24 protein-coding genes are annotated in these 20,863 nt (G+C 37.1%); 17 read left to right on the forward strand and 7 right to left on the reverse strand.

Annotated elements, in window-relative coordinates; translation table 11 throughout:
• Positions 1-109: 109 nt before the first annotated feature.
• Positions 110-1,615, reverse strand: a complete 1,506-nt coding sequence (locus A5889_RS12465) for an amino acid permease (protein ID WP_087642192.1) — start codon at positions 1,613-1,615, stop codon at positions 110-112.
• 102 nt (positions 1,616-1,717) lie between these two features.
• On the opposite strand from A5889_RS12465, the gene A5889_RS12470 reads away from it, so the two are divergent.
• The 5 genes from A5889_RS12470 to A5889_RS12490 are packed head-to-tail and all read left to right on the forward strand — an operon-like array spanning position 1,718 to position 5,000.
• Positions 1,718-2,146: a GAF domain-containing protein gene (locus A5889_RS12470; protein ID WP_087642193.1), complete on the forward strand. Its 429-nt coding sequence runs from the start codon at positions 1,718-1,720 to the stop codon at positions 2,144-2,146.
• A 9-nt stretch (positions 2,147-2,155) separates the two neighbouring features.
• Positions 2,156-3,175: a sensor histidine kinase gene (locus A5889_RS12475; RefSeq protein WP_087642194.1), complete on the forward strand. Its 1,020-nt coding sequence runs from the start codon at positions 2,156-2,158 to the stop codon at positions 3,173-3,175.
• Positions 3,172-3,819 (forward strand): response regulator transcription factor, encoded by a 648-nt coding sequence (locus A5889_RS12480; RefSeq protein ID WP_087642195.1) that lies wholly within the window; start codon positions 3,172-3,174, stop codon positions 3,817-3,819. Before A5889_RS12475 ends, A5889_RS12480 begins: the two co-directional genes overlap by 4 nt.
• Before the next feature lie 9 nt (positions 3,820-3,828).
• Positions 3,829-4,566 (forward strand): sirohydrochlorin chelatase, encoded by a 738-nt coding sequence (locus A5889_RS12485; RefSeq protein ID WP_087642196.1) that lies wholly within the window; start codon positions 3,829-3,831, stop codon positions 4,564-4,566.
• Positions 4,554-5,000: a precorrin-2 dehydrogenase/sirohydrochlorin ferrochelatase family protein gene (locus tag A5889_RS12490; protein ID WP_087642197.1), complete on the forward strand. Its 447-nt coding sequence runs from the start codon at positions 4,554-4,556 to the stop codon at positions 4,998-5,000. The genes A5889_RS12485 and A5889_RS12490 overlap by 13 nt, the downstream gene beginning before the upstream one ends.
• Positions 5,001-5,225: 225 nt before the next feature.
• Here A5889_RS12490 and A5889_RS12495 read toward each other — a convergent pair whose 3' ends face one another.
• Positions 5,226-5,465: a hypothetical protein gene (locus tag A5889_RS12495; protein ID WP_087642198.1), complete on the reverse strand. Its 240-nt coding sequence runs from the start codon at positions 5,463-5,465 to the stop codon at positions 5,226-5,228.
• Positions 5,466-5,640: 175 nt separating this feature from the next.
• Between A5889_RS12495 and nirB the strand changes: the two genes are divergently transcribed.
• The 7 genes from nirB to A5889_RS12530 all read left to right on the forward strand — a co-directional run bounded on the left by nirB (position 5,641) and on the right by A5889_RS12530 (position 12,659).
• Complete coding sequence (gene nirB / locus A5889_RS12500; RefSeq protein ID WP_087642199.1) at positions 5,641-8,043, forward strand: nitrite reductase large subunit NirB; 2,403 nt, start codon at positions 5,641-5,643, stop codon at positions 8,041-8,043.
• A gap of 1 nt (position 8,044) precedes the next feature.
• Positions 8,045-8,350, forward strand: a complete 306-nt coding sequence (gene nirD / locus A5889_RS12505; RefSeq protein ID WP_087642200.1) for a nitrite reductase small subunit NirD — start codon at positions 8,045-8,047, stop codon at positions 8,348-8,350.
• Positions 8,351-8,352: 2 nt separating this feature from the next.
• A complete protein-coding gene (cobA, locus tag A5889_RS12510) occupies positions 8,353-9,342 on the forward strand; it encodes a uroporphyrinogen-III C-methyltransferase (RefSeq protein WP_176372906.1) in 990 nt (329 codons plus the stop codon).
• Between the two features lie 263 nt (positions 9,343-9,605).
• On the forward strand, positions 9,606-10,391 hold the full coding sequence (locus tag A5889_RS12515; protein ID WP_087642202.1) for a formate/nitrite transporter family protein: 786 nt from the start codon (positions 9,606-9,608) through the stop codon (positions 10,389-10,391).
• Between the two features lie 47 nt (positions 10,392-10,438).
• Positions 10,439-11,347: a hydroxymethylbilane synthase gene (gene hemC, locus A5889_RS12520; protein ID WP_087642203.1), complete on the forward strand. Its 909-nt coding sequence runs from the start codon at positions 10,439-10,441 to the stop codon at positions 11,345-11,347.
• Complete coding sequence (locus tag A5889_RS12525; protein WP_087642204.1) at positions 11,344-12,024, forward strand: uroporphyrinogen-III synthase; 681 nt, start codon at positions 11,344-11,346, stop codon at positions 12,022-12,024. The genes hemC and A5889_RS12525 overlap by 4 nt, the downstream gene beginning before the upstream one ends.
• A 101-nt stretch (positions 12,025-12,125) precedes the next feature.
• Positions 12,126-12,659, forward strand: coding sequence for a dihydrofolate reductase family protein (locus A5889_RS12530; protein WP_087642205.1), 534 nt, complete (start codon positions 12,126-12,128; stop codon positions 12,657-12,659).
• A 71-nt stretch (positions 12,660-12,730) separates the two neighbouring features.
• Here A5889_RS12530 and A5889_RS12535 read toward each other — a convergent pair whose 3' ends face one another.
• On the reverse strand, positions 12,731-13,345 hold the full coding sequence (locus tag A5889_RS12535; RefSeq protein WP_087642206.1) for a type II CAAX prenyl endopeptidase Rce1 family protein: 615 nt from the start codon (positions 13,343-13,345) through the stop codon (positions 12,731-12,733).
• A gap of 332 nt (positions 13,346-13,677) precedes the next feature.
• Here A5889_RS12535 and A5889_RS12540 point away from each other — a divergent pair, with 332 nt between their 5' ends.
• Both A5889_RS12540 and A5889_RS12545 read left to right on the forward strand, forming a co-directional pair.
• Entirely contained in the window at positions 13,678-14,124 is a 447-nt protein-coding gene (locus A5889_RS12540) for a CopY/TcrY family copper transport repressor (RefSeq protein WP_087642207.1), read from the forward strand.
• A 36-nt stretch (positions 14,125-14,160) separates the two neighbouring features.
• Positions 14,161-14,361: a heavy-metal-associated domain-containing protein gene (locus A5889_RS12545; RefSeq protein ID WP_087642208.1), complete on the forward strand. Its 201-nt coding sequence runs from the start codon at positions 14,161-14,163 to the stop codon at positions 14,359-14,361.
• 123 nt (positions 14,362-14,484) lie between these two features.
• Here the strand turns inward: A5889_RS12545 and A5889_RS12550 are convergent, their stop codons facing one another.
• From A5889_RS12550 to A5889_RS12560, 3 genes are all read right to left on the reverse strand, one after another.
• Complete coding sequence (locus tag A5889_RS12550; RefSeq protein WP_087642209.1) at positions 14,485-14,991, reverse strand: GNAT family N-acetyltransferase; 507 nt, start codon at positions 14,989-14,991, stop codon at positions 14,485-14,487.
• Between the two features lie 430 nt (positions 14,992-15,421).
• A complete protein-coding gene (locus A5889_RS12555; protein WP_087642210.1) occupies positions 15,422-16,804 on the reverse strand; it encodes a PH domain-containing protein in 1,383 nt (460 codons plus the stop codon).
• Between the two features lie 13 nt (positions 16,805-16,817).
• Positions 16,818-17,192 carry a GntR family transcriptional regulator gene (locus A5889_RS12560; protein ID WP_087642211.1) on the reverse strand — a complete coding sequence of 125 codons (375 nt, stop codon included), beginning with the start codon at positions 17,190-17,192 and terminating at the stop codon, positions 16,818-16,820.
• A 145-nt stretch (positions 17,193-17,337) separates the two neighbouring features.
• On the opposite strand from A5889_RS12560, the gene A5889_RS12565 reads away from it, so the two are divergent.
• From A5889_RS12565 to A5889_RS12575, 3 genes are all read left to right on the forward strand, one after another.
• Complete coding sequence (locus tag A5889_RS12565) at positions 17,338-18,666, forward strand: aminopeptidase C (RefSeq protein ID WP_087642212.1); 1,329 nt, start codon at positions 17,338-17,340, stop codon at positions 18,664-18,666.
• 634 nt (positions 18,667-19,300) lie between these two features.
• Positions 19,301-19,630: a DMT family transporter gene (locus tag A5889_RS12570; RefSeq protein ID WP_087642213.1), complete on the forward strand. Its 330-nt coding sequence runs from the start codon at positions 19,301-19,303 to the stop codon at positions 19,628-19,630.
• A 1-nt stretch (position 19,631) separates the two neighbouring features.
• On the forward strand, positions 19,632-19,946 hold the full coding sequence (locus A5889_RS12575) for a DMT family transporter (RefSeq protein ID WP_087642214.1): 315 nt from the start codon (positions 19,632-19,634) through the stop codon (positions 19,944-19,946).
• Between the two features lie 70 nt (positions 19,947-20,016).
• Here A5889_RS12575 and A5889_RS12580 read toward each other — a convergent pair whose 3' ends face one another.
• A complete protein-coding gene (locus A5889_RS12580; protein ID WP_087642215.1) occupies positions 20,017-20,586 on the reverse strand; it encodes a recombinase family protein in 570 nt (189 codons plus the stop codon).
• Between the last annotated feature and the right edge of the window lie 277 nt (positions 20,587-20,863).

The following is a 20,863-nucleotide window of genomic DNA, read 5'->3' on the forward strand; positions in this document are numbered from 1 at the left end:
TTCGCTTGTTTATCTACTTTTCATGAATAAAAAGAGAGTGAGACGAAAAGTTTTCTCATTTTGCCTCACTCTTTAAAAACAAATAAATATTTTTTTCTCAAAAAATCCGTTACTTTAATGTATATTGTTCCTGTTTCAACTGGAAATTGTTATAGAGCAGGTAAGCAATCAAAGTAAATAGTAAAGGGCCGATCAATAAAGAAACACTTTTCATCACTTCCCCTTGAGAAATCGGCTGGTATAATTGAAAGCCAATCGCTAAAACAATGCTGAAAACGACACTGCGGCTGATGATTTGACTGGACTTTTCTGACTGAATAAAGCCGAATGAATCAATCGTTGAAAGCTGTTTCTTTTTAAAAGCAGGATAGGCAAGAGCAACCAGTAAATAAGGGATTGCTCTTGAAATATTCGTCATCAACGTCAGTTGGTTATACAAAAAGACGACATACTGGCTCCCAAAACTGATCCCTAAAATAAATAAACTGACTAGCACACCTTGAACCAATAAAGCGTTTGTCGGCATATTATATTTATTTTTTTGTTTAAGCCATGGATGCCAATAGTGATTCGGTGTGCCTTCTACTAGTGTTCGAATCGGCAGATAAGAAATTGTCGATAGTAAACTGATATATGATAATAATAGTGTTAAGGCTGTGAAACGAGTAAACAGTTGGGCCAATAATCGACAAGAAGTATCATTGAAAGAAAATGATTGACCTAAGGAATAACCTAGATTTTTCATCATTTCATACATCAGATTGCCCAAGTGTATCGTGTTGTTTGCTTTTAAATGAGTTAAATTATTACCGCCACTCCATAATAAGATACCTAGGAAATAGCTAAGAACTACTAAAATACTGCTGAAAATCAACAATTTTGGAAAGTGTTTTTTTTGTTCACCAGTTTTATCTACTAGGCTGGCGATCGTATCTAAACCACCAAAAGCAGTGATTGCAAAAATTAAGAAGGACCATTGTTCGATCATCGGTTGTTTGATACCAGAAGAAGGGTTTCCACCAGCAAAACTCGCTGAGAGATTAGGTAAAATATCTGAACTATTTGTAAGCCACAGCCATAAATTGCCACCCAGACTGAGACCAATCAAAATGGTCATCATAATCCCGCTCATGTACAAAGCGGAAGCAATTCCTTTGAATCCCCGACTGACAAAATAAAAGGTCACACAAACAGCAAACAAAGACAATAGCCCAATCAAAACAGAAGTTGATAAGAATGGTAAGGGGCTGTTCTTTTTTGTTAGATCTTCACCAAACGCTAGGATAGATAAAGGAATCCATAGCTTCATAAATAAACTGATCATCCAGATAAAATAGCTGCAATACCACAAGAAAGAGGCAATAAAAGCCACCTTTTCTGAAAGATGGCCTGCCAGCCATTGATACAAGCCGCCAATATGATTTTTATATACACCTGTAAATTCTGATATAATGATGGCGTAGGGAATAAAATAAAAGAGTGCTGCACCGATAAAATATGGTATAGCTTTGATTCCCATCAAGAAAAACGCGGTAGTCATGCTGGAGAAAGAAAACACGGTCATCGTAATGATCATGATCAAGCGTTTAGAACTAAATACAGTAGTTGTTTTCATAAAAAAATCCTTTTTTTATATAATTGATATAGGCTTAAGGATAAGAGAATGTGAGAAGGAATACAAGCTTTTTATTAAAAATTAGGGAATAGGAGTAGGAAGATGGGAGATCAGATTCAAAGAAAAATCGATCAAATCAAAGCAGAGCTTCACGTTGATTTTACGGCATTAGCGTTGTCTACCATCAGTGATCAAACCAATTTACGAGTGATTCGCTGGCAGTATGTTTCAGGTAATATCAATCAGCATTATCGTCGTATTCGTCTTCAAGTGGGGAAAGGAATCGGAGGAATTGTTTGGCGGACTGGCCGTAGCTATCAGGCGACACATTTACAAAGTCAGCCGGAGCAATTGATCGAATTGCCAATCACACGAATGGAAAAACTGGAGACCGTAGTAGCTTATCCTGTGATGGATATAGGTGAGGTCAAGGGTGTTTTACTTGTTGGATATCGTGAGGTAAAAGAAGTATCAAATGAATTGATAACTGCTGCACAAGTTAAAGCAAATGAACTAAAGGTTTATTTATAGGAGTTAAGAATGAGAAAAAACACATTAGAACAGACTTTTGATGCTGCAAATGATGCATTATTCTTATTTGAAAATGATCGATGTATCAAATACAATAAAGCAGCGAATGAATTGAATAAAGCTTTTCAAATTCATTTACCAAAGATTTTAGAAATTGCCAAAGGTGAAGGCTGTATGCTGCATTCAACGATGGATAAATGTTTGGACTGCGAAGTCAGAGCGGATTGGGATCAAGGTGCTTTTCCACTTATTTTAATGACGGTGACTGGTCGTCAGGAACAATTTAGCGGCAGTTATGCTGAGGTAAATGAGACCACTTCTTTATTGAGTCTGCGTCGTATTGCAGTAGAAGAACGAATGCAGCAGATGATCCAAAACAAGCGTTTGATCGAATATGTGAATCAAGCACATGAAAATGAACGCCGAGCTTTGTCTCAGGAGCTTCATGATGGATTAGCACAAAGCATTTACAGTTTGATGCTTGAAACGCGGCAGCTGAAATGGATGGATCGATTAGATGGACTTACGGAGAAGCTGCAAAAAATCGATGATGATTTTGTTTCATTGCTTAGTGAAGTGAAACAATTGGCAGTCGATCTGCGTCCAGCGGCTTTGGACGATTTAGGTTTGATTCCGGCAATCGAAGTCTTACTTCATCGATACAAGGAGACGACAGGCCTTCATATTCATTTTATTCCGGTAGTACCCAGCAAACGATTTGCAGAGAGCTTGGAAACGATTACGTATCGTGTATTGCAGGAAAGCGTGATGAATAGCGTGAAATACGCAGATGTGGATGAATTATGGGTAACCTTGAGTGAGCGGAATGCTCATTTGGTGTTGACTGTACGGGATCATGGCAAAGGATTTGATGTTCATTTGGTCAATGAAAATAGTCAGGGATTAGGGCTTTTACACATGCAGGAAAGAGCTGAATCGATTGGTGGACATCTAGACATTCATTCTGAAAAAGGTGAAGGAACGACGATCGTTTTGCGTTTACCGATTGAACGGGAGGAAGTAAAATGAACATTATCATAGCAGACGATCATGCAGTTGTCCGAAGCGGATTACGTTTATTGCTGGAAGGACATGAAAATATAACTGTCGTAGGCGATGCAGCTGATGGAACGGAAGCTTTTATGCTGCTGGAAAAATTTCCAGTGGATATAGTATTGATGGATCTGCGAATGCCGCCAGGAGAAAATGGGTTACAAACAACACGCAGAATCAAAGAGCATTTTCCAAAAGTCAAGACGATTATTTTAAGTATGCATGATGAAGAAGAATATGTTCGTAAAGCTTTGGAGTATGGCGCCAAGGGGTATATCCTAAAAAGTTCACCGGATACTGTTCTACTCGAAGCGATCGAACAGATTGCAGCGGGCAAGACTACTATCGATCCTTTTTTTGGACAATACAGCAAAGAAAACTGGTGCAATGAGCAGAAAAAGATCGAAAAAGATAATAAATATGAGCGTCTTTCAAAACGTGAACGGGAAGTATTACCATTGGTAGCGTTGGGGTACAGCAATAAAGAAATTGCTGAGCGGTTATTCATTTCGGTAAAAACGGTTGAGGTCCATAAATCCCATGTGATGAAAAAGCTGGAATTTGAAACCTTTACTGAACTTTTGCAATATAGTATGAAACATCAACTAATCGATTTATGAGGTGAAAAAATGATAGGGATTCTTTATGTCTTTCACGGCAGTCAAAAAAATGAAAAAAATCAGGCAGCAATGACATTTATTCAACAGCTGCAAGAAAAATTACCAACCAACCTTGTACAAAAAACAGCATTTCTAGAGAATCATCCCGATACTATTGCAGTTATCGCAGAACGATTGATTGAATCTGGTGTTGAAAAAATAATCGTTGTGCCAGTATTACTATTTGCTGCCAAGCATGCATTGGTTGATATTCCAGCAGAATTAGCGCATGTTAAAAAAGCATATCCAACAGTTCAATTTATTCAAACTAAAACATTTGGCAGTAAAAAAGGCAGCCGAGCTGTTTTACTCGAGCGCTTTAAGGCAGTTTGTGAAGAACAGCCGAATGATGAAATGATTGGCTTTTTGGTGGCTCATGGCACAAAACAAACAGAAGAACCTCAGCAAATATTAGTGGAAATTGCTTCAGAAATTGAACAGCAGGTCGGCTATCCAGTAACAGCAGTCAGCTTAAAAGGGCAAAAAAATTATTTAGAGATCATTGGTGAGCAGCTGGATAAAGAGCACAAACCAATCATCGTTCCTTTCTTTTTATTTGACGGGCACTTGATCACGATCATGAAGAATAAACTAGCAGAAGTGTTTCCAACAACTAGCTTTATTATTACACCAACGTTAGAGTTTGATTTTCGAATTTTGAGTGATTTAGAAGAAATCGTTCGTGAGGCACTAGCATGTATCCAGTAATGCTTGACTTGACAGAAAAGAAAATCGTGATTATTGGTGGCGGTAAAATTGCTTTAAGAAAAGCAAAAGCAGTTTTAGAGGCGAATGGTACAGCTACGATCATCGCACCAAACATCTTACCGGAATTTTTTAAGCTTAGTGATGTTCAATTGATTGAGGCTCTCTATGAACGTAAGTATATCGAAACAGCACACTTGATTTTTGCTTGCACAGATTCTTTCACGATCAATCAGCAAATTGTAAAGGATGCCGTTGACTGGCAGTGGGTCAATGACTGTAGTCACAAAGAAAATAGCAATTTTTACAACATGAGTACAATCGAACAAGAAGATTATTTGATAGCTTTATCTTCTTATGGGAAGGATCCAGCTAAACTAAAAGAGAAGCGAAAAAAATTGGAAAATCTATTGAATCTAAACCATTCAACAAATTAAGTAAAAAACGACCATGACCTGTTTGACGATAGGACATGGTTATTTTTTATAAATAGGATTTAATAATTTTTTCAAAGTCTTTATTAATAAGGTTGTTAAAAGCAATGTTGATAAAAACTTCCTGACCATTATTCAAAAGCAAAACAGGATAATAACTAGTTATAGGGTTTTTATGCGGGGTTAATTCTTTATAAGTAATCTCTTTGATGTCAGCCCTTTTTATAACTATTTGTTTTTTACATTCAATAAAATCGCATGTTCATGAATGGCGATGTGATCGGCTCTTTTGAATATAAGGAAAAAGAGCCCAATCAAAATAAAAATAGATCCAATAATATATCCAAATAATTTGGCATATATAAAATTAGCTCCGACAGCAATTACGATTCCTAAAATAGTGAAAACCAGTCCGTTTTTTAAACTATCTGTTTTGGATTTGTATAATAATTTTCCAAGCTCGTTCATTTTTTCTTTCACTCCTTTCCCTTAGTATATCATAATGTTTTTCTATAGAAAATTACATACTTGCAGTTAATTAGGTAATTCCCTAATAGGCAGTATTCATACTTATTGTTATGCTGAAAACAGCAAATTATAGACTAGATTGCTCAAGTAATCACAAAAGGGGATCATGAATAAAATGAAAGAAAAGCTTGTCTTAATTGGAAATGGAATGGCCGGAGTTCGTACGATCGAAGAAATTCTTGATCGGGATGCAAAACGTTATCAAATCACGATCATTGGTGAAGAAAAGTATCCGAATTATAATCGTATTATGTTGTCGAATGTACTGCAAAAGAAAATGACAGTTCCTGAAATCGTTACAAATCCGTTGGAGTGGTATGAAGAAAATCAGATCGAGCTGATCAATCATGATCCAGTTGTAAAGATGGACACCGCAGCAAAACAAGTTATTACACAATCAGGTAAAGAAATTTCTTATGATAAATGTATTGTAGCAACAGGCTCTAGAGCATTTATTTTACCAGTAGAAGGAGCGAACCTGCCGGGTGTGGTTGGTTTTAGAACGATCGATGATACAGAAAACATGCTGGAAGCAGCTCAAAAATATCAAAAGGCAGTCGTGATCGGCGGCGGTTTACTTGGTTTAGAGGCGGCTAAGGGTCTTTTGGATCAAGGGATGGACGTCACAGTTGTTCACTTAGAAAAATGGTTGATGGAAACGCAACTGGACGAAAAAGCTGGCAAAATGCTGCAAGCTGATTTGGAAAAACAAGGACTAAAATTCTTGATGGAAAAAATGACTCAAAAAATTCTAGGAGAAGATCGTGTCACAGGCTTAGCTTTTAGTGATGGTACATCGATCGAAACAGATATAGTTGTAATGTCGATCGGGATTCGTTCGGAGACAACGGTTGCTAAAGCAGCGAATATTGAAGTCAACAGAGGAATCGTCGTAGATGATTTCATGCATACTAGTATTGAAGATGTTTATGCAGTGGGGGAATGTGCTGAGCATAACGGCAATGTCTACGGCTTAGTTGCACCATTATTTGAGCAAGGCAAAGTTTTAGCAGATGTTCTGACCGGACGTGAAGCAAAACCTTATAAAGGAAGTACGACATTTACTTCGCTAAAAGTATCTGGCTGTGATCTTTATTCTGCTGGTAATATCAAGCAGCAAGAAGGGGTAAATAGTATTGAAGCTTTTGATGGTATCAATTACACATACAAGAAGATTTTCGTCAAAGAGGATCGAGTGGTCGGTGTTGTACTATATGGCGATACGAGTGAAGGAAATCGCTACTACAATATTTTAAAGAAAAATGAAAGTATCGAAGACTATACACCTGTTTCATTACTGCATATGGTGGGCGAGGAAGCGAGTGCCGATGTTAGTGAATGGCCGGATGATGAAGTGATCTGCGGCTGTAACGGGATCGATAAAGGAACGATCATGACGGCTATAAGAGAAAAAGAATTAACATCTGTTGTAGAGGTCACGAAGCACACTAAAGCTGGCGGCTCTTGCGGAAAATGTAAATCAGTCATCAGTGATGTTTTGGCACATGCATTAGGCGGAGAAGTGGTTTCAGCTCCAACAGGAATTTGTGGCTGTACAGACTTAACAAGAGATCAGATCGTTACACAAATTTATGCAAAAAAATTAACGTCTTCAGAAGAAGTATATCGTGAATTAAACTTTATTAATCCAGAAGGCTGTCCAAAATGTCGTCCGGCAATCAATTTCTATTTGAATGTTGCTTGGCCTAAGGAACATGAGGATGAAAAAGAATCTCGCTATGTTAACGAACGCTTATATGCCAATATTCAAAATGACGGAACGTTTTCGGTGATTCCAAGAATGCGTGGCGGAAAAACGAATCCACAACAATTATTGCTGATTGCAAAAGTTGCTGAAAAATATGATGTCCCAATGGTAAAGGTGACAGGAAGTCAACGAATCGGTTTGTATGGTGTCAAAAAAGAAGACCTACCACAAATTTGGGAAGAACTGGATATGAAAGCAGCGGGTGCTTATGCTAAAGCTGTTCGTTCTGTGAAAACATGTGTTGGAGCAAACTTTTGTCGCTTTGGTACGCAGGATTCTATGGGACTGGGAATCAAATTAGAACAACGGTATGAATTTATTGATACACCACATAAATTTAAAATGGGGGTTTCTGCTTGTCCAAGAAGTTGTGTGGAAAGCGGCGTGAAAGACTTCGGGATCATCGGTGTTGAAAATGGGTTCCAAATCTATATCGGTGGAAATGGCGGGACAGAAGTTAAGGAAGCTCAATTGCTGACAACCGCTGAGACAGAACAAGAAGTCATCGATATTTGCGGAGCAATGCTTCAATATTATCGAGAAACAGGTATTTATGCAGAGCGTACAGCGCCGTGGATCGAACGGATGGGCTTTGATGTTGTGAAAGAGGTATTGTTAAATTCTGAAAAACGTCAGGAATTATTAGCCGCATTAGATCAAGCAGTCGAAGGTCGTCGTGGCAATCCGTGGGATGAAGTCGTTGAAGATCAACAAACACGCGAAGAATTGTATACAGTAGGGAGAGTCTAAAATGGAAAAAGTTTTTGTTGCCCGCTTAGATGAATTAGCATCAAGAATGGGAAAAGAAGTCATTGTTGGAGAACAGAAAATTGCTGTTTTTCGTTTAAGCGATGATCGTGTGAAAGCAATCGAAAATATTTGTCCCCATAAGCAAGGACCTTTAGCTGAAGGAACGGTTTCCGGTGAATATGTCTTTTGTCCGCTACATGATTACAAGATCGATCTGAATGATGGTCAAGTTCAAGAACCGGACGAAGGCTGTGTTCGTGCCTATGAAACGATTGTTGAAGAAAACCTTGTCTACGTTATGGTGTAATTATGGGAAAGGTTTATTTTGTCGGTGCAGGTTCAGGAGATCCAGAATTATTGACACTAAAAGGAAAACGAGTGTTGGAAGCGGCTGATGTGATCATCTATGACCGTTTAGTTCATCCTGTGCTATTGTACTTAGCTAAAGATTCGGCCCGTTTTATTTATAGCGGTAAATACCCGAAGAATCACGTGTTAAAGCAAAAAACTATTAATGAGCTATTGTTGGAAGAAGGAAGAAAACAGCAGTGTGTAGTGCGTTTAAAGGGTGGCGATCCTGGTATTTTCGGCCGCGTCGGCGAGGAGATCACGACGTTAAAAAGTGAAAACATCAGCTATGAAATTGTCCCAGGTGTTACTGCTGCATCTGCTGCCAGCAGTTATAGCGGTATCCCTTTAACTCACCGAGAGTGCAGTAGTAAAGTAACTTTAGCAACCGCTCATCGTCAAGCTGGTGAAATGGTTGATTTTAAAGGGTTGACAGAAAATGGCACGGTATGTTTATACATGGGCGTGGAGCGAGCAAAAAGTACGCAGAAAAAACTTCTAGAGCAAGGTGTCTCAAAGGATTTACCGGTAGCTATCATTGAGTGGGCAAGCCTTGGTCGTCAGCGTACTGTAACAACGACACTTCAAGAGTTGATCAAAACGATTGACGACAAGCACATTCAAAATCCGTCATTGATTATTCTAGGAGAAGTAGCAGCTTATCGTAAAGGGGCAGACTGGTTTGAGGAAATGCCATTATTTGGGCATAAAATCTTGTTGATCGATACGCAGAAGATCAAGTTCGAAACGATTCTTTCGTATACGCAAGAAGGTGCAGATGTTTACGCCATTCAAGTTGGTGAAGCTCGAGATCGCAGATACGATGAGGTCCACCAACAATACTTGAAAGACCATTCGTTCGATGAAGTTGTTTATTTGGATCAGGAGTTAAAAACGATATATAACAAACAATGGGATGTTTTGAAAAAAGAAATAACCTTAGGAAAATAGATAAATTACCAGTGTGACAAAGAACGTCACAAAGTCAATTTCCTGATTTTCTACAGAATTAAACGATTTGTTCCGTTTTTACTGAGAAACACAACGAAAGTAATGAGTTGATGTTAATCAGTTATATTATCCAGCTGCACAAGCCAGCCTTTCGAAAAAAAGATAAATTTGGTGTGAGACAAAAAGCGTCTCAACCAAATTTCTTATTTTTCAGTCAAGGCTAAACGGCTTGTTCCGCTTTTAAATTAAGGAGATGAAATTTTATGGGGGCACTTCAACCGCCGGAAATAGTTGATGTTACAATTGAAAAAGGAATTCAAAAAGCCCGAGCAAGTGTTTTGACATTGGCCGTGTTAGGCTTTTTAGCAGGGATGTTTATTGCTGTTGCAGGAGTTGCGATGATTCGAGCAATGGGAACGATGCCGAAGGAGTGGGGGAGCCTAGTTAATGTGATTGGCGCTGCGGTTTTTCCATTTGGTTTGATCTGTTTATTATTAGCTGGTGGTGAGTTGGTGACTGGCAATATGATGGTCGTTTCCATGGCGCTGTTTTCCAAAAAAATCAATGGAAAAGAATGGGTACGTAATATTGTGATCGTCACGATTTTTAACTTGCTTGGTTCTTTATTTGTTGCTTATTTCTTTGGTTATTTAAGTGGTGCGTTACAAGGCGATTTTGCTGAGCGGGCGATTCAGGTTTCTCTAGGAAGAACGAAAGATACCTTCTTACAAGGATTTCTTTCCGGAATTGCCTGTAACTTTTTAGTCAGTACAGCTGTTTATTTAAATTTTGCAGCGAAAGATTTTATCGGAAAAATCGTAGGAATCTTTTTACCGATCATGGGATTTGTAATTTGTGGATATCAGCATGTGGTAGCCAATATGTTCTTGATTCCAATGGGGATTTTTCTAGGAGGAAATACTTGGGCAGCTTTTGGTCAAAATATGGTCAGTGTTTATTTAGGGAATATCGTTGGCGGCGGCCTTTTTGTGGCAGGATTATATTTTCTGGCCTACAAAGTAGGTACACGTCAGTTGTCAAACAAGTAAAATCTAGTATGATTATAGGATAAGAAAACATAAAGGAAGTAAAAAAGATGAAAACTGTCCGTGTCGGTACTAGAAATAGTCCACTAGCTATGAAACAAACGATGATTGTTTTAGAATTATTAAAAGCGGTGCAAAAAGATGTTACTTTTGAAATTGTGCCTATGACTACTAAAGGAGATCAGTTACTTTCTGTTAGCCTATCTAAAATCGGCGGTAAGGGATTATTTGTCAATGAAGTAGAGCAAGCTCTGCTATTAGGCGCGATCGATTTTGCTGTGCATAGTTTAAAAGATATGCCGGCAAATATGGTCGATGGATTAACGTTGGCAGCATTACCAAAAAGGAGTGATCCAACCGATTGCCTGATTTTTCGTGAAGTTGACACAGTAGATCAGCTGCCTTATGGGGCAAAAATCGGTACAAGCAGCTTACGACGTGAATTTCAAATGAAAGAGCTTAGAGAAGACATACAAGTAGAATCGATTCGTGGCAATGTAGGTACTCGTTTGAAGCGGATGGAGGAAGAAAAACTTGATGCTATTGTTTTAGCAACTGCTGGATTAAAACGACTAAACTGGTTTGAAGAACCTAGCTATCCATATATTCATTTGACTTGTGAGCAGTGTATACCAGCGGTTGGCCAGGGAGCATTAGCGCTAGAATGTCGTAGTGATGATCTAGAAATGATCGCATTTTTAGGTCAGGTCGATGATTCTTTAACAAGAAAATTGGTTATGGAAGAACGCGCTTTCTTAGCTGAATTGAATGGAAATTGTGATATTCCTATCGGTGCTTATGCTGAAAAAACAAACCAAGGGTATCAGTTTTCAGGGTTTTTGGGAGATAAAGAACTAGAACGATCATTTACTGAAATGACGACGGTAGAGGAAGTAACCGGTGTTGGACAGACGATGGCGAAAAGATTATTAGAAAAGATAAATCAGGCAAAAAAATGAAAAAAATACTTTTAACGCGAATGATTGAAGACAATAGAGAGGATCGAGTTTATTTTCAAGAGCAAGGGTTTGAGACTGTTGAAATACCGTTGATTGGTTTAAAGCGGCATGTCTATCCTACATTTGGTGATGAGTTAAAACAATGCGAATGGATCTTTTTAACGAGTCAGCATGCAGCTGAATTTTTTTTAGAACAAGTGAAAAAAGATGGGATGATGCAACAGCTGCACTCAAAAAAATTTGCTGTTATTGGGACTAAAACAGCAAATATACTGCTGAACAATCAATTAGAAATTTTTCTAGTAGCACCAGAACCAACTAAAAAGAGCTTGTTTCATTTTTGGCTAAAGCATCAGACGAAACTTACGTCGATTTTTTATCCTAAAAGTAATTTAGCTGATGCTGCTTGGGAAGAAATTTTGCTAAAACAAGGACATACATTGTACACACCAATTATTTATATCAACTTTTTTCCAGCTGAAAGTAAACAAAGACTGCGTAGATACTTGAATGAAGAAGAATTCGCAGCCGTATATTTTGCTAGCCCATCGTTGTGGCTTCGTTTTTTCACTATATTTTCAGAGTTAAGACTAGAAAAGATGCCAGTACTCTATTGTTTGGGAGAAACGACTCAAAAAGCAATCAAAAAAATGGGCTATGATGCGATCGTAAAATAGGGCTCCATTTCAAATCCAACGAAGTAGACAAACTGATTGACTAGAAAAACAAATCTAGTACAATGAGTAGACTGGCATGATTACTTTAAAGGGGGAGCATAATGAGTAGGGAAATTATTTTATATATTGCAGAAAGTTTAGATGGGTATATCGCTGAGACGGATGGTAGTATTGATTTTTTAGGTGGCGGAGCGGAATTGCTTGAAGATGAAACAAGCTACCAAGAATTGATGGCAAAAATCGATACAGTAGTAATGGGGCGGACGACCTATGACCAAGTGGTGAATGAATTAGCCCCTGGCCAGTATCCATACGAGGAGCAAACCTCTTACATTATCACAAGTCGTACGGAAGATGATTCAGAAAACCTTATCTTTACAAATCAAGAACCAGTTGATCTGGTCAAAACATTAGCAAAAGAACAAGGAAAAGCAATCTGGATCGTTGGAGGCGGCAGTATTATTGCACCTTTAGTTGAAGCAAATTTGATTGATATCTACATTATTACAACAATACCAGTAATATTAGGTAAAGGAATTCCTTTGTTCAACGAATTTAACGGTCCAATCAATCTCACAGTCGAAAATGTTTACGTAAAAAACAATATGGTTTATACAACTTACTCGAAACAATAAAAATAAGATCGGTCTGTCATGGAGAGTTTGACAGGCCGATCTTATTTTTTTAACAAATGATTTTTTACTTATTAACCTATAGATAAAGCAATCAAATCGATCAATAAATGGGTGATCCAAGAAGCCCAGATGCTTTTTCCAGCTTTTAGATAGATCAAGTTTAAAATCAAACGGGCAACACTTTGTAATAATAATACATGCATAACTGTTGAAAATAATGAGCCGTCCCAATAAGAAGGGATGTGCAGAAGACCAAAAATAAGGGCACTCAACAAAGTACTGCTTCTTAAAGATAAACCTGAACTCAACGAACCTTCTAAGACACCGATACCAAGTAATTCCTCACCCATCAACATAAAAGGGATCATAAAAATGATTGAGCCTAGCTTACCTGATTCGGGGCTTGCTGCCCAATTGAATCCGATAGCTTGTGCAAGTAGCCCTACTAAAAGTCCGATAATAAAATAGCTAATAACACCAACGGGGATCAACCATAATCTATGAGGCATTTTAAAAGCTTGTTTACTGCTTTTTCCAAATGCTAAAAGCCAAGCCAAAATACCTCCGACAAAAAGGCCGCTCCAAGCCCAAGAAATAGTTGTTAAACTAAAGAAGCCAATCAATAAAAGTAAGGCAGCACCAGTAAGTCTAGCGGTAGAACTATGCATTGTTTCGTTTGTATTCATAAAAATGCCTCTTTCTAAAAAGTAATTATTGTACTAAGAAATGATCATTAAGGGAACCAAATTAAACTCAAGTGTTCAATTAAGTATAATAGGTTTCACTTAATAAAAAAAACAAGTTGCTTTCACAAATCAGGGAACGATATGAGTATACACTGATCAAAGCGGTTCGTTGAAGAAGGTCCTATATTTAATACCATGATTTATTTTCAAATCAGATAAATCAGAAGAAAAAAGAATCATCTGTTGACAAAGATGTAAGAAACAGCTATTATTAGAATATAAAAAGACTACGAATGTAGTTGTTTTTAGGATACGAGTAAAGGAGACTTCCTATGTCTGATAAGAAAAAGACTTCAGCGATCACCGATGCAGAGTGGGAGATCATGCGCGTTGTTTGGACTAAAGAAGAGACAACTAGTAAAGAAGTCACTGAGGTTTTGAATGAAAAGACTGAGTGGAAAAGTACGACTGTGAAGACGTTGCTTAGTAGACTAGTAGAAAAAGAAATGCTCGGAACAAAGCGCAATGGAAATAAATTTACCTATTTTCCGTTAGTAGAAGAGCGTAGAAGCATCGAAGTTCTCTCAGAAGATTTATTAAGAAAAATCTGTAGTAAAAAAGTGGGAAAGGTATTAGAATCGATCATCGATAATAGTACTTTAAGTTTCTCAGATATCGACCAGCTGGAAAGTCTTTTGCAAGAGAAAAGAAAAACGGCTGTTGAAGTTGTTCCTTGTAACTGTATTCCTGGTCAATGTCAGTGTCATCATGTTCATTAATCAAATAAAACTAAAATAATTAAGGAGTGTTTATACATGGAAAAAACAGTAACGATCAATGGAATGAAGTGTGACGGCTGTGTAAATATCGTCAAAGAAAATTTTGAATCGATTGCAGGTGTTCAACAAGCCGCAGTTGATCTTGAAAAAAAATCTGCTTCTATCACAAGTGATCGAGAAATTTCAAATACAGAGCTACAGCAAGCTCTGTCAGAAACAAAATTTACGGTTGCTTAATGTAAAAACGGCTGAGAAAAAAACAGCTCCTTCTTTTTTCCAAAGGAGCTGCTTTTTTTCTCGCCATTTTCGGAATTAGAGCCTTAGACAAAACTAAAAAACAGTTTTGTCTAAGGCTCCTTTTTACATAAAAGGAAAGAATTTTGTATTAGGCGTGCTTTCTTTAGCATAGACCATCAAATAATTTAGCAAGAGCACACCATTACGATAATTGTTATTTTGTTTCACTACCTTGAAGCCAAGTGATTCAAAGAATGATTTCGCTGTGATCGAAGAGTGGACAGTAATTTCCTTCGCTCCTGCTTTAAATGCATAGTCAATCAAATCATTTGCTAATAATTTTCCTGCGCCATAACCGATCCATTCTTTGCTTACATATAAATAATCAAGTTTACCTGATTTTGATATATTTCCAAAGCCGACGATTTTCATACCAACTAGTACAACACGTGTGTAAGTAGAAGTTAAGACAGCATCCCATTTTTCATAGTCAGGTGTGGGCTGCACCCATTGTTCGATTTGTTGTTCCGTATAATCTTTTTTATTGATCGCTTGAACGGTTGAATTAAATAACGCCACCAATTCTTCTAAGTCAGAACGTTGATAGTCTCTTAAACTGAATACAGTCATTTGCTCATCACTCCTATTCGTTAAGACCAGTTTAATCATACAAAAGGAATATGTCAAAATATAATTAGAAAAAAGTGCAATTTTTTACTTATTTTTGGTTATTGAACGATCACTTATAATAATGTTTTGTGAGAGTAGAGATGAAGTGAAAAGGCATGCAGCATATAGAAAATAGTGAAATCGTATCTTTAGCTAGAAATACTAGTAGGGAAGAGTTGAATGGGTTATTCAGTAGTTAAGCTACAATCAAAGTCAAAAGTCATCCAGTAATGTCTTTTTCAGAAAATAACGAGAGAATGAGGTCAAAGCTCCTTAGATTCGAGCGATTGGCGTAAAAATCCGAGAATCTAACTTTTGACACTATCTATTAAAAAGTATAGTCCAGAACAAAACTGTTTTTTAGTTTTGTTCTGGACTGGTTGCTTTTTTACTATTTGTCACGAATAGATTGAATATCTTTATAATATTTTTTAGTCAATTGACTATCTTTATTTGTATAGTAATAACGCTTATCCTTCGTTTCTATTTCTAGGATCGGTTGTTCTTTTCGATAGACGAGAAGATACGCAGGGTGATCATCTACTTGAAATTCTCCAGTTAGGTAATTTTCAGTAGCCGTTCCATAGACGCGAATCGTATTTTTTGGCAGTTCATTGACTAACTGTACTGACTTGATCTCCTCCCACTCGATTTCTCTATTCTTAGAAAATGGCGCAGATAAATGGATGCCGTTATGAGAAGTTGATAGTTCAAATGGATTTGCTGAAAAATCACTGATCAGCATCGGGATGCTAACGGCAATGAGTGCACCGAAAACAAAAAGTCCGACGAGGCTCATGATGATTTTTCCAGCTGGGCGCCCTAGATTTGTTGTAATATTCATACCGATGCGGTCAGGAACAAGAATTCTTTTATCATTAGGATTGATATAAATCGCATATTTCCAGTATTGGTCTTCATCACTATAGCGATATTCTTCTGCTAAAGAAATCAATTGATCCTGTTTCTTACGAGAAGAAAATAGATAATAGAAGGTGAATACAATAAATAGTAAGATTGTTAGAACAAAACCAAAAGTCAAAAGCATCATTTGTTCATAAGGTAAAATGACAGACAAACCAGCTATAAAAGGTAATGGACTCAAAACCAAAGCTGAAACAGCCATCAAGACAGACCAGTGGTGCCGCATTAGATCGTTGACCTGTTGATTGATCGCTTCATCGCTTGTCAAAGGTTTAACAGGTAAACGACTGATAAAATAATAGAAAAGCAAGAAAAAGCCAAATAAGAATAGACTGATAAAGAAAAGCAGCCAAGAACCATTATCTTTACCGACAGCTATCAATGAATAAATAGCTCCAGCAACAGTGAGTACAAAGCTTGGTAAAAACCACCAAACACTAATCAATTTGCGGTTCTTATTGGCAACAAGCTTAGTATCTACCAAGATCGGCTGAGTAGGTAAAAACCATTTATTTTGAACTTTGACGGCAGTCATTTTACGAATATAGATCACTTCCAAGTAGAAAAAAGTCCCGATAAAGCCAAATAGAACAGTTAAAAAATAGATCATGGTCAATGAATCATAAGGAATGAAGATCACAGGTAAAGCAATAAATAAAAAAGCGATAGCCCATTGGAGTAACCGTTTTTTATACAACTTACTAACAGCTAAAACTTGCGGATCTTGGAGTTTTTCTTTTGGTAACGTTGTTTCTAAAACGATGTTTTTGTGTGGATTGGCAGGGATCCTTCCTGAAAAAGCCATTAAAAAACCAACACCTACAAGAATGACATATAATAAAAAATTCATTTTTAACACACCTTTATTGGTCAAATTTTTGATAAATCTGTTTCACATTTTTTTGGATAGTTTCTTCGGTTACTTGATGGATAACGGCTTCAGCTAATAATAAATCCAATCGTTCAGAAACGTATTCTTGAAATTGTGATGTCGGTGATTGCCGATCAGCGACTATCGTCCCATTGCGTCGATCAGTTAAAATATAGCCGTCTGCCTTTAATGATGTATAAGCTTTTGACACAGTCATCATATTAACACCTATTTCATCTGCCATTTGGCGAACAGATGGTAATTGTTCTCCTGCCTGCAACTGATTTTTAGCGATTCCGATGATCAATTGATTACAGATCTGTTGATAAATAGGCGTTTGACTTTGCGTATCTATTTCCAATAACATGATTTCACCTCTTTTGTATTGTTTGTATTATATATACTAATACAGATGATATTAAAAAGCAATGACTTTTTACAAAAACTTGTGAGAATGAATCATCAGGCATATAATAAAAAAGAACGATGAAAAAGTGGAAGGATGAATGAATATGTCAATAATCGAACCAACAATGACACAAAAATTTCGCGCTGCTTTTGCAGAAAACAATAAGCAAAATGCGTTGCAAAGAAGTGTCGTAAAAAATGGAATCAGCGCTTCAGCTCAGAATCAAGCAGCAGAGGTGAATAACGTTCCTGTCTTTTCTGTAGATCTTGCGACTGGGAAAGTAGCAAACCAAAAACAAAGTGGACGTTGCTGGATGTTTGCAGCACTGAATACGTTTAGACACAAAATGATCAACAGCTTTAACTTGAAAGATTTTGAACTTTCTCAAAATTATACTTTTTTCTGGGATAAATATGAGAAATCCAACTATTTTTATGAAAATATCATTGCAACTGCTGATCAAGAATTAGACAGCCGCAAAGTAGCTTTCCTTTTAGCAACACCACAACAAGATGGCGGACAGTGGGATATGATCGTCTCTATTTTTCAAAAATATGGTGTTGTACCAAAAACTGCGATGCCGGAAAGCAGCAACAGTTCTAATTCTCGTGATTTAAATAATTATCTAAATAAAAAGTTAAGAAAAGATGCAGTCACTCTTCGCGAGCTGATCCATAATGGTAAAACAATAGAAGAAGTGCTGGCAGCAAAAGAAAGAATGCTGGGAGAAATTTATAATTTCTTGGCGATCTCATTGGGAACACCGCCAGAAACCTTTGATTTTGAATACCGCGATGAGGAAAAAAATTATCATTTGGATCAAGGATTGACTCCGCAGTCCTTCTATGAAAAATATGTTGGTGTTGATCTGGACGACTATGTCAGCGTGATCAATGCACCGACAGCGGATAAGCCTTACAACAAGACCTATACTGTTGAAATGCTTGGTAACGTGGTCGGCAGTAAAGCGGTGAAATATATCAATGTAGATATGACAACCTTTAAAAAACTAGCAGCGGCTCAATTAGAACAAGGAGAATCTGTTTGGTTTGGGTGTGATGTGGGCCAATCTTCTACTAGAGATAGCGGAATCATGTCGTTAGATGCTTATGAGATGAATGATCTTTTTGATATCGATTTTACAATGACGAAGGCAGAGCGTTTGGATTTTGGTGAAAGCCTAATGACACATGCAATGGTCTTGACAGGTGTTGATTTAATCAATGGTGTGTCTACAAAATGGAAAGTTGAAAATAGCTGGGGAGAAAAAGTTGGTGATAAAGGCTTCTTCGTGATGAGTGATGCTTGGATGGATGAATATACGTACCAAATCGTAGTGCGTAAAGAGTTGCTATCTAAAGAATTACAAGAGGTTTGGAAACAAGAGCCTATCATGTTAGCACCTTGGGATCCAATGGGTGCATTAGCATAATAATGCACACTTTTAGGTAACAAAAAAATCCCGACAGTCGATTTCAGGATTTTTTTGTTACCAAAGGTCTATGTATATTTTCAAAAAGCTTTTTGTGTGTTATAATTTGTAGAGATAAAGAAAGACGTTGATATTACTACCGCCTAAAGTAAGTAATATCAACGTTAACCGATTCACTTAGAATCTTTTTTTGATAACGTAAGTGTATCATATGTTGTTTGGATTTACAAAATCCTGAACGTTATATTTTAAGAAATTCTTAGCTTGAAATGAACTTTTTGACAGAACGAAAAGATTTTCATAATAATAGTAAAATAGGTATTATCAAGAGCTTTTTTTGAGATTTTTAGTTTGAGAATTTCAGCCTGTGAAAATAGTTTCACAGAAATAGACTGATTCTATTCATTAGAAATTAATAGAAAAAATAGTATCTCTATTGCTATCTGGATTATTGTGGCGTAGAATGAGAATCAGTTTGAACGAACAAATTAAATAAAGACTTTTGACAGGTTGCGCCGGCAACTTGTCACTCAAAGTGTGAATCAACAATTCTTAGGCCGTAGATGGAATTGTTGGTTGACGCTTTTTTTAGTTGATCGGACAGACTGTTTATTTAAAGTCAGGAGGATTTGTAATGAATAAAGATTGGATAAAATTGATCGTGGGTGCTTTTTTTGAAGTGCTGTGGGTGATTGGAATGAAGCATAGTTCTAACTGGTGGCAATTGTTGCTGACAGGTATTTTCATCTTTATCAGCTTCTATGCGTTGATAAAGGCGGGTGAAACACTGCCGGTCGGAACAGCTTATGCTGTGTTCGTCGGTTTAGGGACAGCAGGAACGGTTATTTCAGGCATTCTATTTTTCGGTGAAGAATTCAAAATCAGCAAGATCTTACTGATCATTGTTTTATTAGCTGGTGTTATGGGATTGAAATTTGTGACAGGTGAAAAAGGAGAGGAATAAAATGAGTTGGTTCTTTTTAGTCATTGCTGGAATTTTTGAAATGTTAGGTGTTGCTTCGATCAATCGGTTTAATCAAAAAAAAGATAGTAGATCACTGCTTTTATTGGTTTTAGCTTTTGCCAGCAGTTTTATTTTTCTATATTTGGCAATGAAACAGTTACCGATGGGCGTCTCTTATGCAATATGGACGGGGATCGGTGCGGCAGGTGGAGCAATTTTAGGTATGATCCTTTATGGGGAATCAAAAGATTGGCGGAGAATTTTATTCATTGGAGTCATTTTATCGTCAGTCATTGGATTAAAATTGATTGCTTAGTCTAAAAAATAGAAAAATCAGCTTAGGCTGCTTGGATCATCGGCCGAGTGAGTCTAAGCTGACTTTTTGTTTAATGAACTTTTCTATGTAGATTTTGCTTCTTTATATGATGGTAGACAGTTGGAATAGAGATGTCACACTTTTCTGCAATTTCAGGAACGGATAACTCAGATTCGGTATAAAGCTTCAGAGCCTGTTGGACTTCTTTCGTACGCGGCGGTCGTCCCAGTTGTTTTCCATTTTCTCGCGCAGCATCTAAACCTGCAATCACCCTTTCTCTGATCAATTCTGCCTCCATCTCAGCAAAGGCCCCCATGATCGTGAAAAAGAAGCGTCCCATCGGTGTAGAGGTATCGATATTATTTTGGATGCTTACAAAGTGAATGTTTTTCCGGTCAAACTCTTCTAATAAACTTAACAGTTGCTTTGTCCCTCTGGATAAACGATCTAGCTTGAAAATGACTAACGTATCTCCCGATTTTAATTGAGCTAGAGCCTTATTCAATTCACTTCTAGATGTTTTTCGCCCGCTTTCTCTTTCTTTGTAGATCACGTCCACACCATACTTTTCAAGAGCTTTTCTTTGGGAATCAAATTTCTGCTGCTGTGTACTGACGCGCATATAGCCGATAACTGTCATTTCTAAACACCCCTGTTTAATTATAATGAAATATATTATAAATCTGTTTTTTTGAAATCGAAGGTCGAGGAATTATTCTATATAAAACGATAAAAGATAAAATTTTTTGCTCTATGCATGTAATTAGAACACTGATTTTATATGTATAATAGCTCAATCTGACTTAAGAATGTATGTGAATCACCTACTTTTTCCCGCTATTTTCGATTATATAAAAAATGAAAAATAAAATGTAAAAAAAGTTTTAAAATGATATTGACTTTCGATTTTCTCTATA

Origin of the sequence: Enterococcus sp. 9D6_DIV0238, assembly GCF_002174455.2 — a bacterium.
Taxonomy (GTDB): Bacteria; Bacillota; Bacilli; order Lactobacillales; family Enterococcaceae; genus Enterococcus_L; species Enterococcus_L dunnyi.

What these genes read in the sequence shown, in the direction of transcription:
- A5889_RS12465 (WP_087642192.1), bottom strand. Translation starts at nt 1,615, where the DNA reads ATGAAAACAACTACTGTATTTAGTTCTAAACGCTTGATCATGATCATT.
- A5889_RS12470 (WP_087642193.1), top strand. Translation starts at nt 1,718, where the DNA reads ATGGGAGATCAGATTCAAAGAAAAATCGATCAAATCAAAGCAGAGCTT.
- A5889_RS12475 (WP_087642194.1), top strand. Translation starts at nt 2,156, where the DNA reads ATGAGAAAAAACACATTAGAACAGACTTTTGATGCTGCAAATGATGCA.
- A5889_RS12480 (WP_087642195.1), top strand. Translation starts at nt 3,172, where the DNA reads ATGAACATTATCATAGCAGACGATCATGCAGTTGTCCGAAGCGGATTA.
- A5889_RS12485 (WP_087642196.1), top strand. Translation starts at nt 3,829, where the DNA reads ATGATAGGGATTCTTTATGTCTTTCACGGCAGTCAAAAAAATGAAAAA.
- A5889_RS12490 (WP_087642197.1), top strand. Translation starts at nt 4,554, where the DNA reads ATGTATCCAGTAATGCTTGACTTGACAGAAAAGAAAATCGTGATTATT.
- A5889_RS12495 (WP_087642198.1), bottom strand. Translation starts at nt 5,465, where the DNA reads ATGAACGAGCTTGGAAAATTATTATACAAATCCAAAACAGATAGTTTA.
- nirB (WP_087642199.1), top strand. Translation starts at nt 5,641, where the DNA reads ATGAAAGAAAAGCTTGTCTTAATTGGAAATGGAATGGCCGGAGTTCGT.
- nirD (WP_087642200.1), top strand. Translation starts at nt 8,045, where the DNA reads ATGGAAAAAGTTTTTGTTGCCCGCTTAGATGAATTAGCATCAAGAATG.
- cobA (WP_176372906.1), top strand. Translation starts at nt 8,353, where the DNA reads ATGGGAAAGGTTTATTTTGTCGGTGCAGGTTCAGGAGATCCAGAATTA.
- A5889_RS12515 (WP_087642202.1), top strand. Translation starts at nt 9,606, where the DNA reads ATGGGGGCACTTCAACCGCCGGAAATAGTTGATGTTACAATTGAAAAA.
- hemC (WP_087642203.1), top strand. Translation starts at nt 10,439, where the DNA reads ATGAAAACTGTCCGTGTCGGTACTAGAAATAGTCCACTAGCTATGAAA.
- A5889_RS12525 (WP_087642204.1), top strand. Translation starts at nt 11,344, where the DNA reads ATGAAAAAAATACTTTTAACGCGAATGATTGAAGACAATAGAGAGGAT.
- A5889_RS12530 (WP_087642205.1), top strand. Translation starts at nt 12,126, where the DNA reads ATGAGTAGGGAAATTATTTTATATATTGCAGAAAGTTTAGATGGGTAT.
- A5889_RS12535 (WP_087642206.1), bottom strand. Translation starts at nt 13,345, where the DNA reads ATGAATACAAACGAAACAATGCATAGTTCTACCGCTAGACTTACTGGT.
- A5889_RS12540 (WP_087642207.1), top strand. Translation starts at nt 13,678, where the DNA reads ATGTCTGATAAGAAAAAGACTTCAGCGATCACCGATGCAGAGTGGGAG.
- A5889_RS12545 (WP_087642208.1), top strand. Translation starts at nt 14,161, where the DNA reads ATGGAAAAAACAGTAACGATCAATGGAATGAAGTGTGACGGCTGTGTA.
- A5889_RS12550 (WP_087642209.1), bottom strand. Translation starts at nt 14,991, where the DNA reads ATGACTGTATTCAGTTTAAGAGACTATCAACGTTCTGACTTAGAAGAA.
- A5889_RS12555 (WP_087642210.1), bottom strand. Translation starts at nt 16,804, where the DNA reads ATGAATTTTTTATTATATGTCATTCTTGTAGGTGTTGGTTTTTTAATG.
- A5889_RS12560 (WP_087642211.1), bottom strand. Translation starts at nt 17,192, where the DNA reads ATGTTATTGGAAATAGATACGCAAAGTCAAACGCCTATTTATCAACAG.
- A5889_RS12565 (WP_087642212.1), top strand. Translation starts at nt 17,338, where the DNA reads ATGTCAATAATCGAACCAACAATGACACAAAAATTTCGCGCTGCTTTT.
- A5889_RS12570 (WP_087642213.1), top strand. Translation starts at nt 19,301, where the DNA reads ATGAATAAAGATTGGATAAAATTGATCGTGGGTGCTTTTTTTGAAGTG.
- A5889_RS12575 (WP_087642214.1), top strand. Translation starts at nt 19,632, where the DNA reads ATGAGTTGGTTCTTTTTAGTCATTGCTGGAATTTTTGAAATGTTAGGT.
- A5889_RS12580 (WP_087642215.1), bottom strand. Translation starts at nt 20,586, where the DNA reads ATGACAGTTATCGGCTATATGCGCGTCAGTACACAGCAGCAGAAATTT.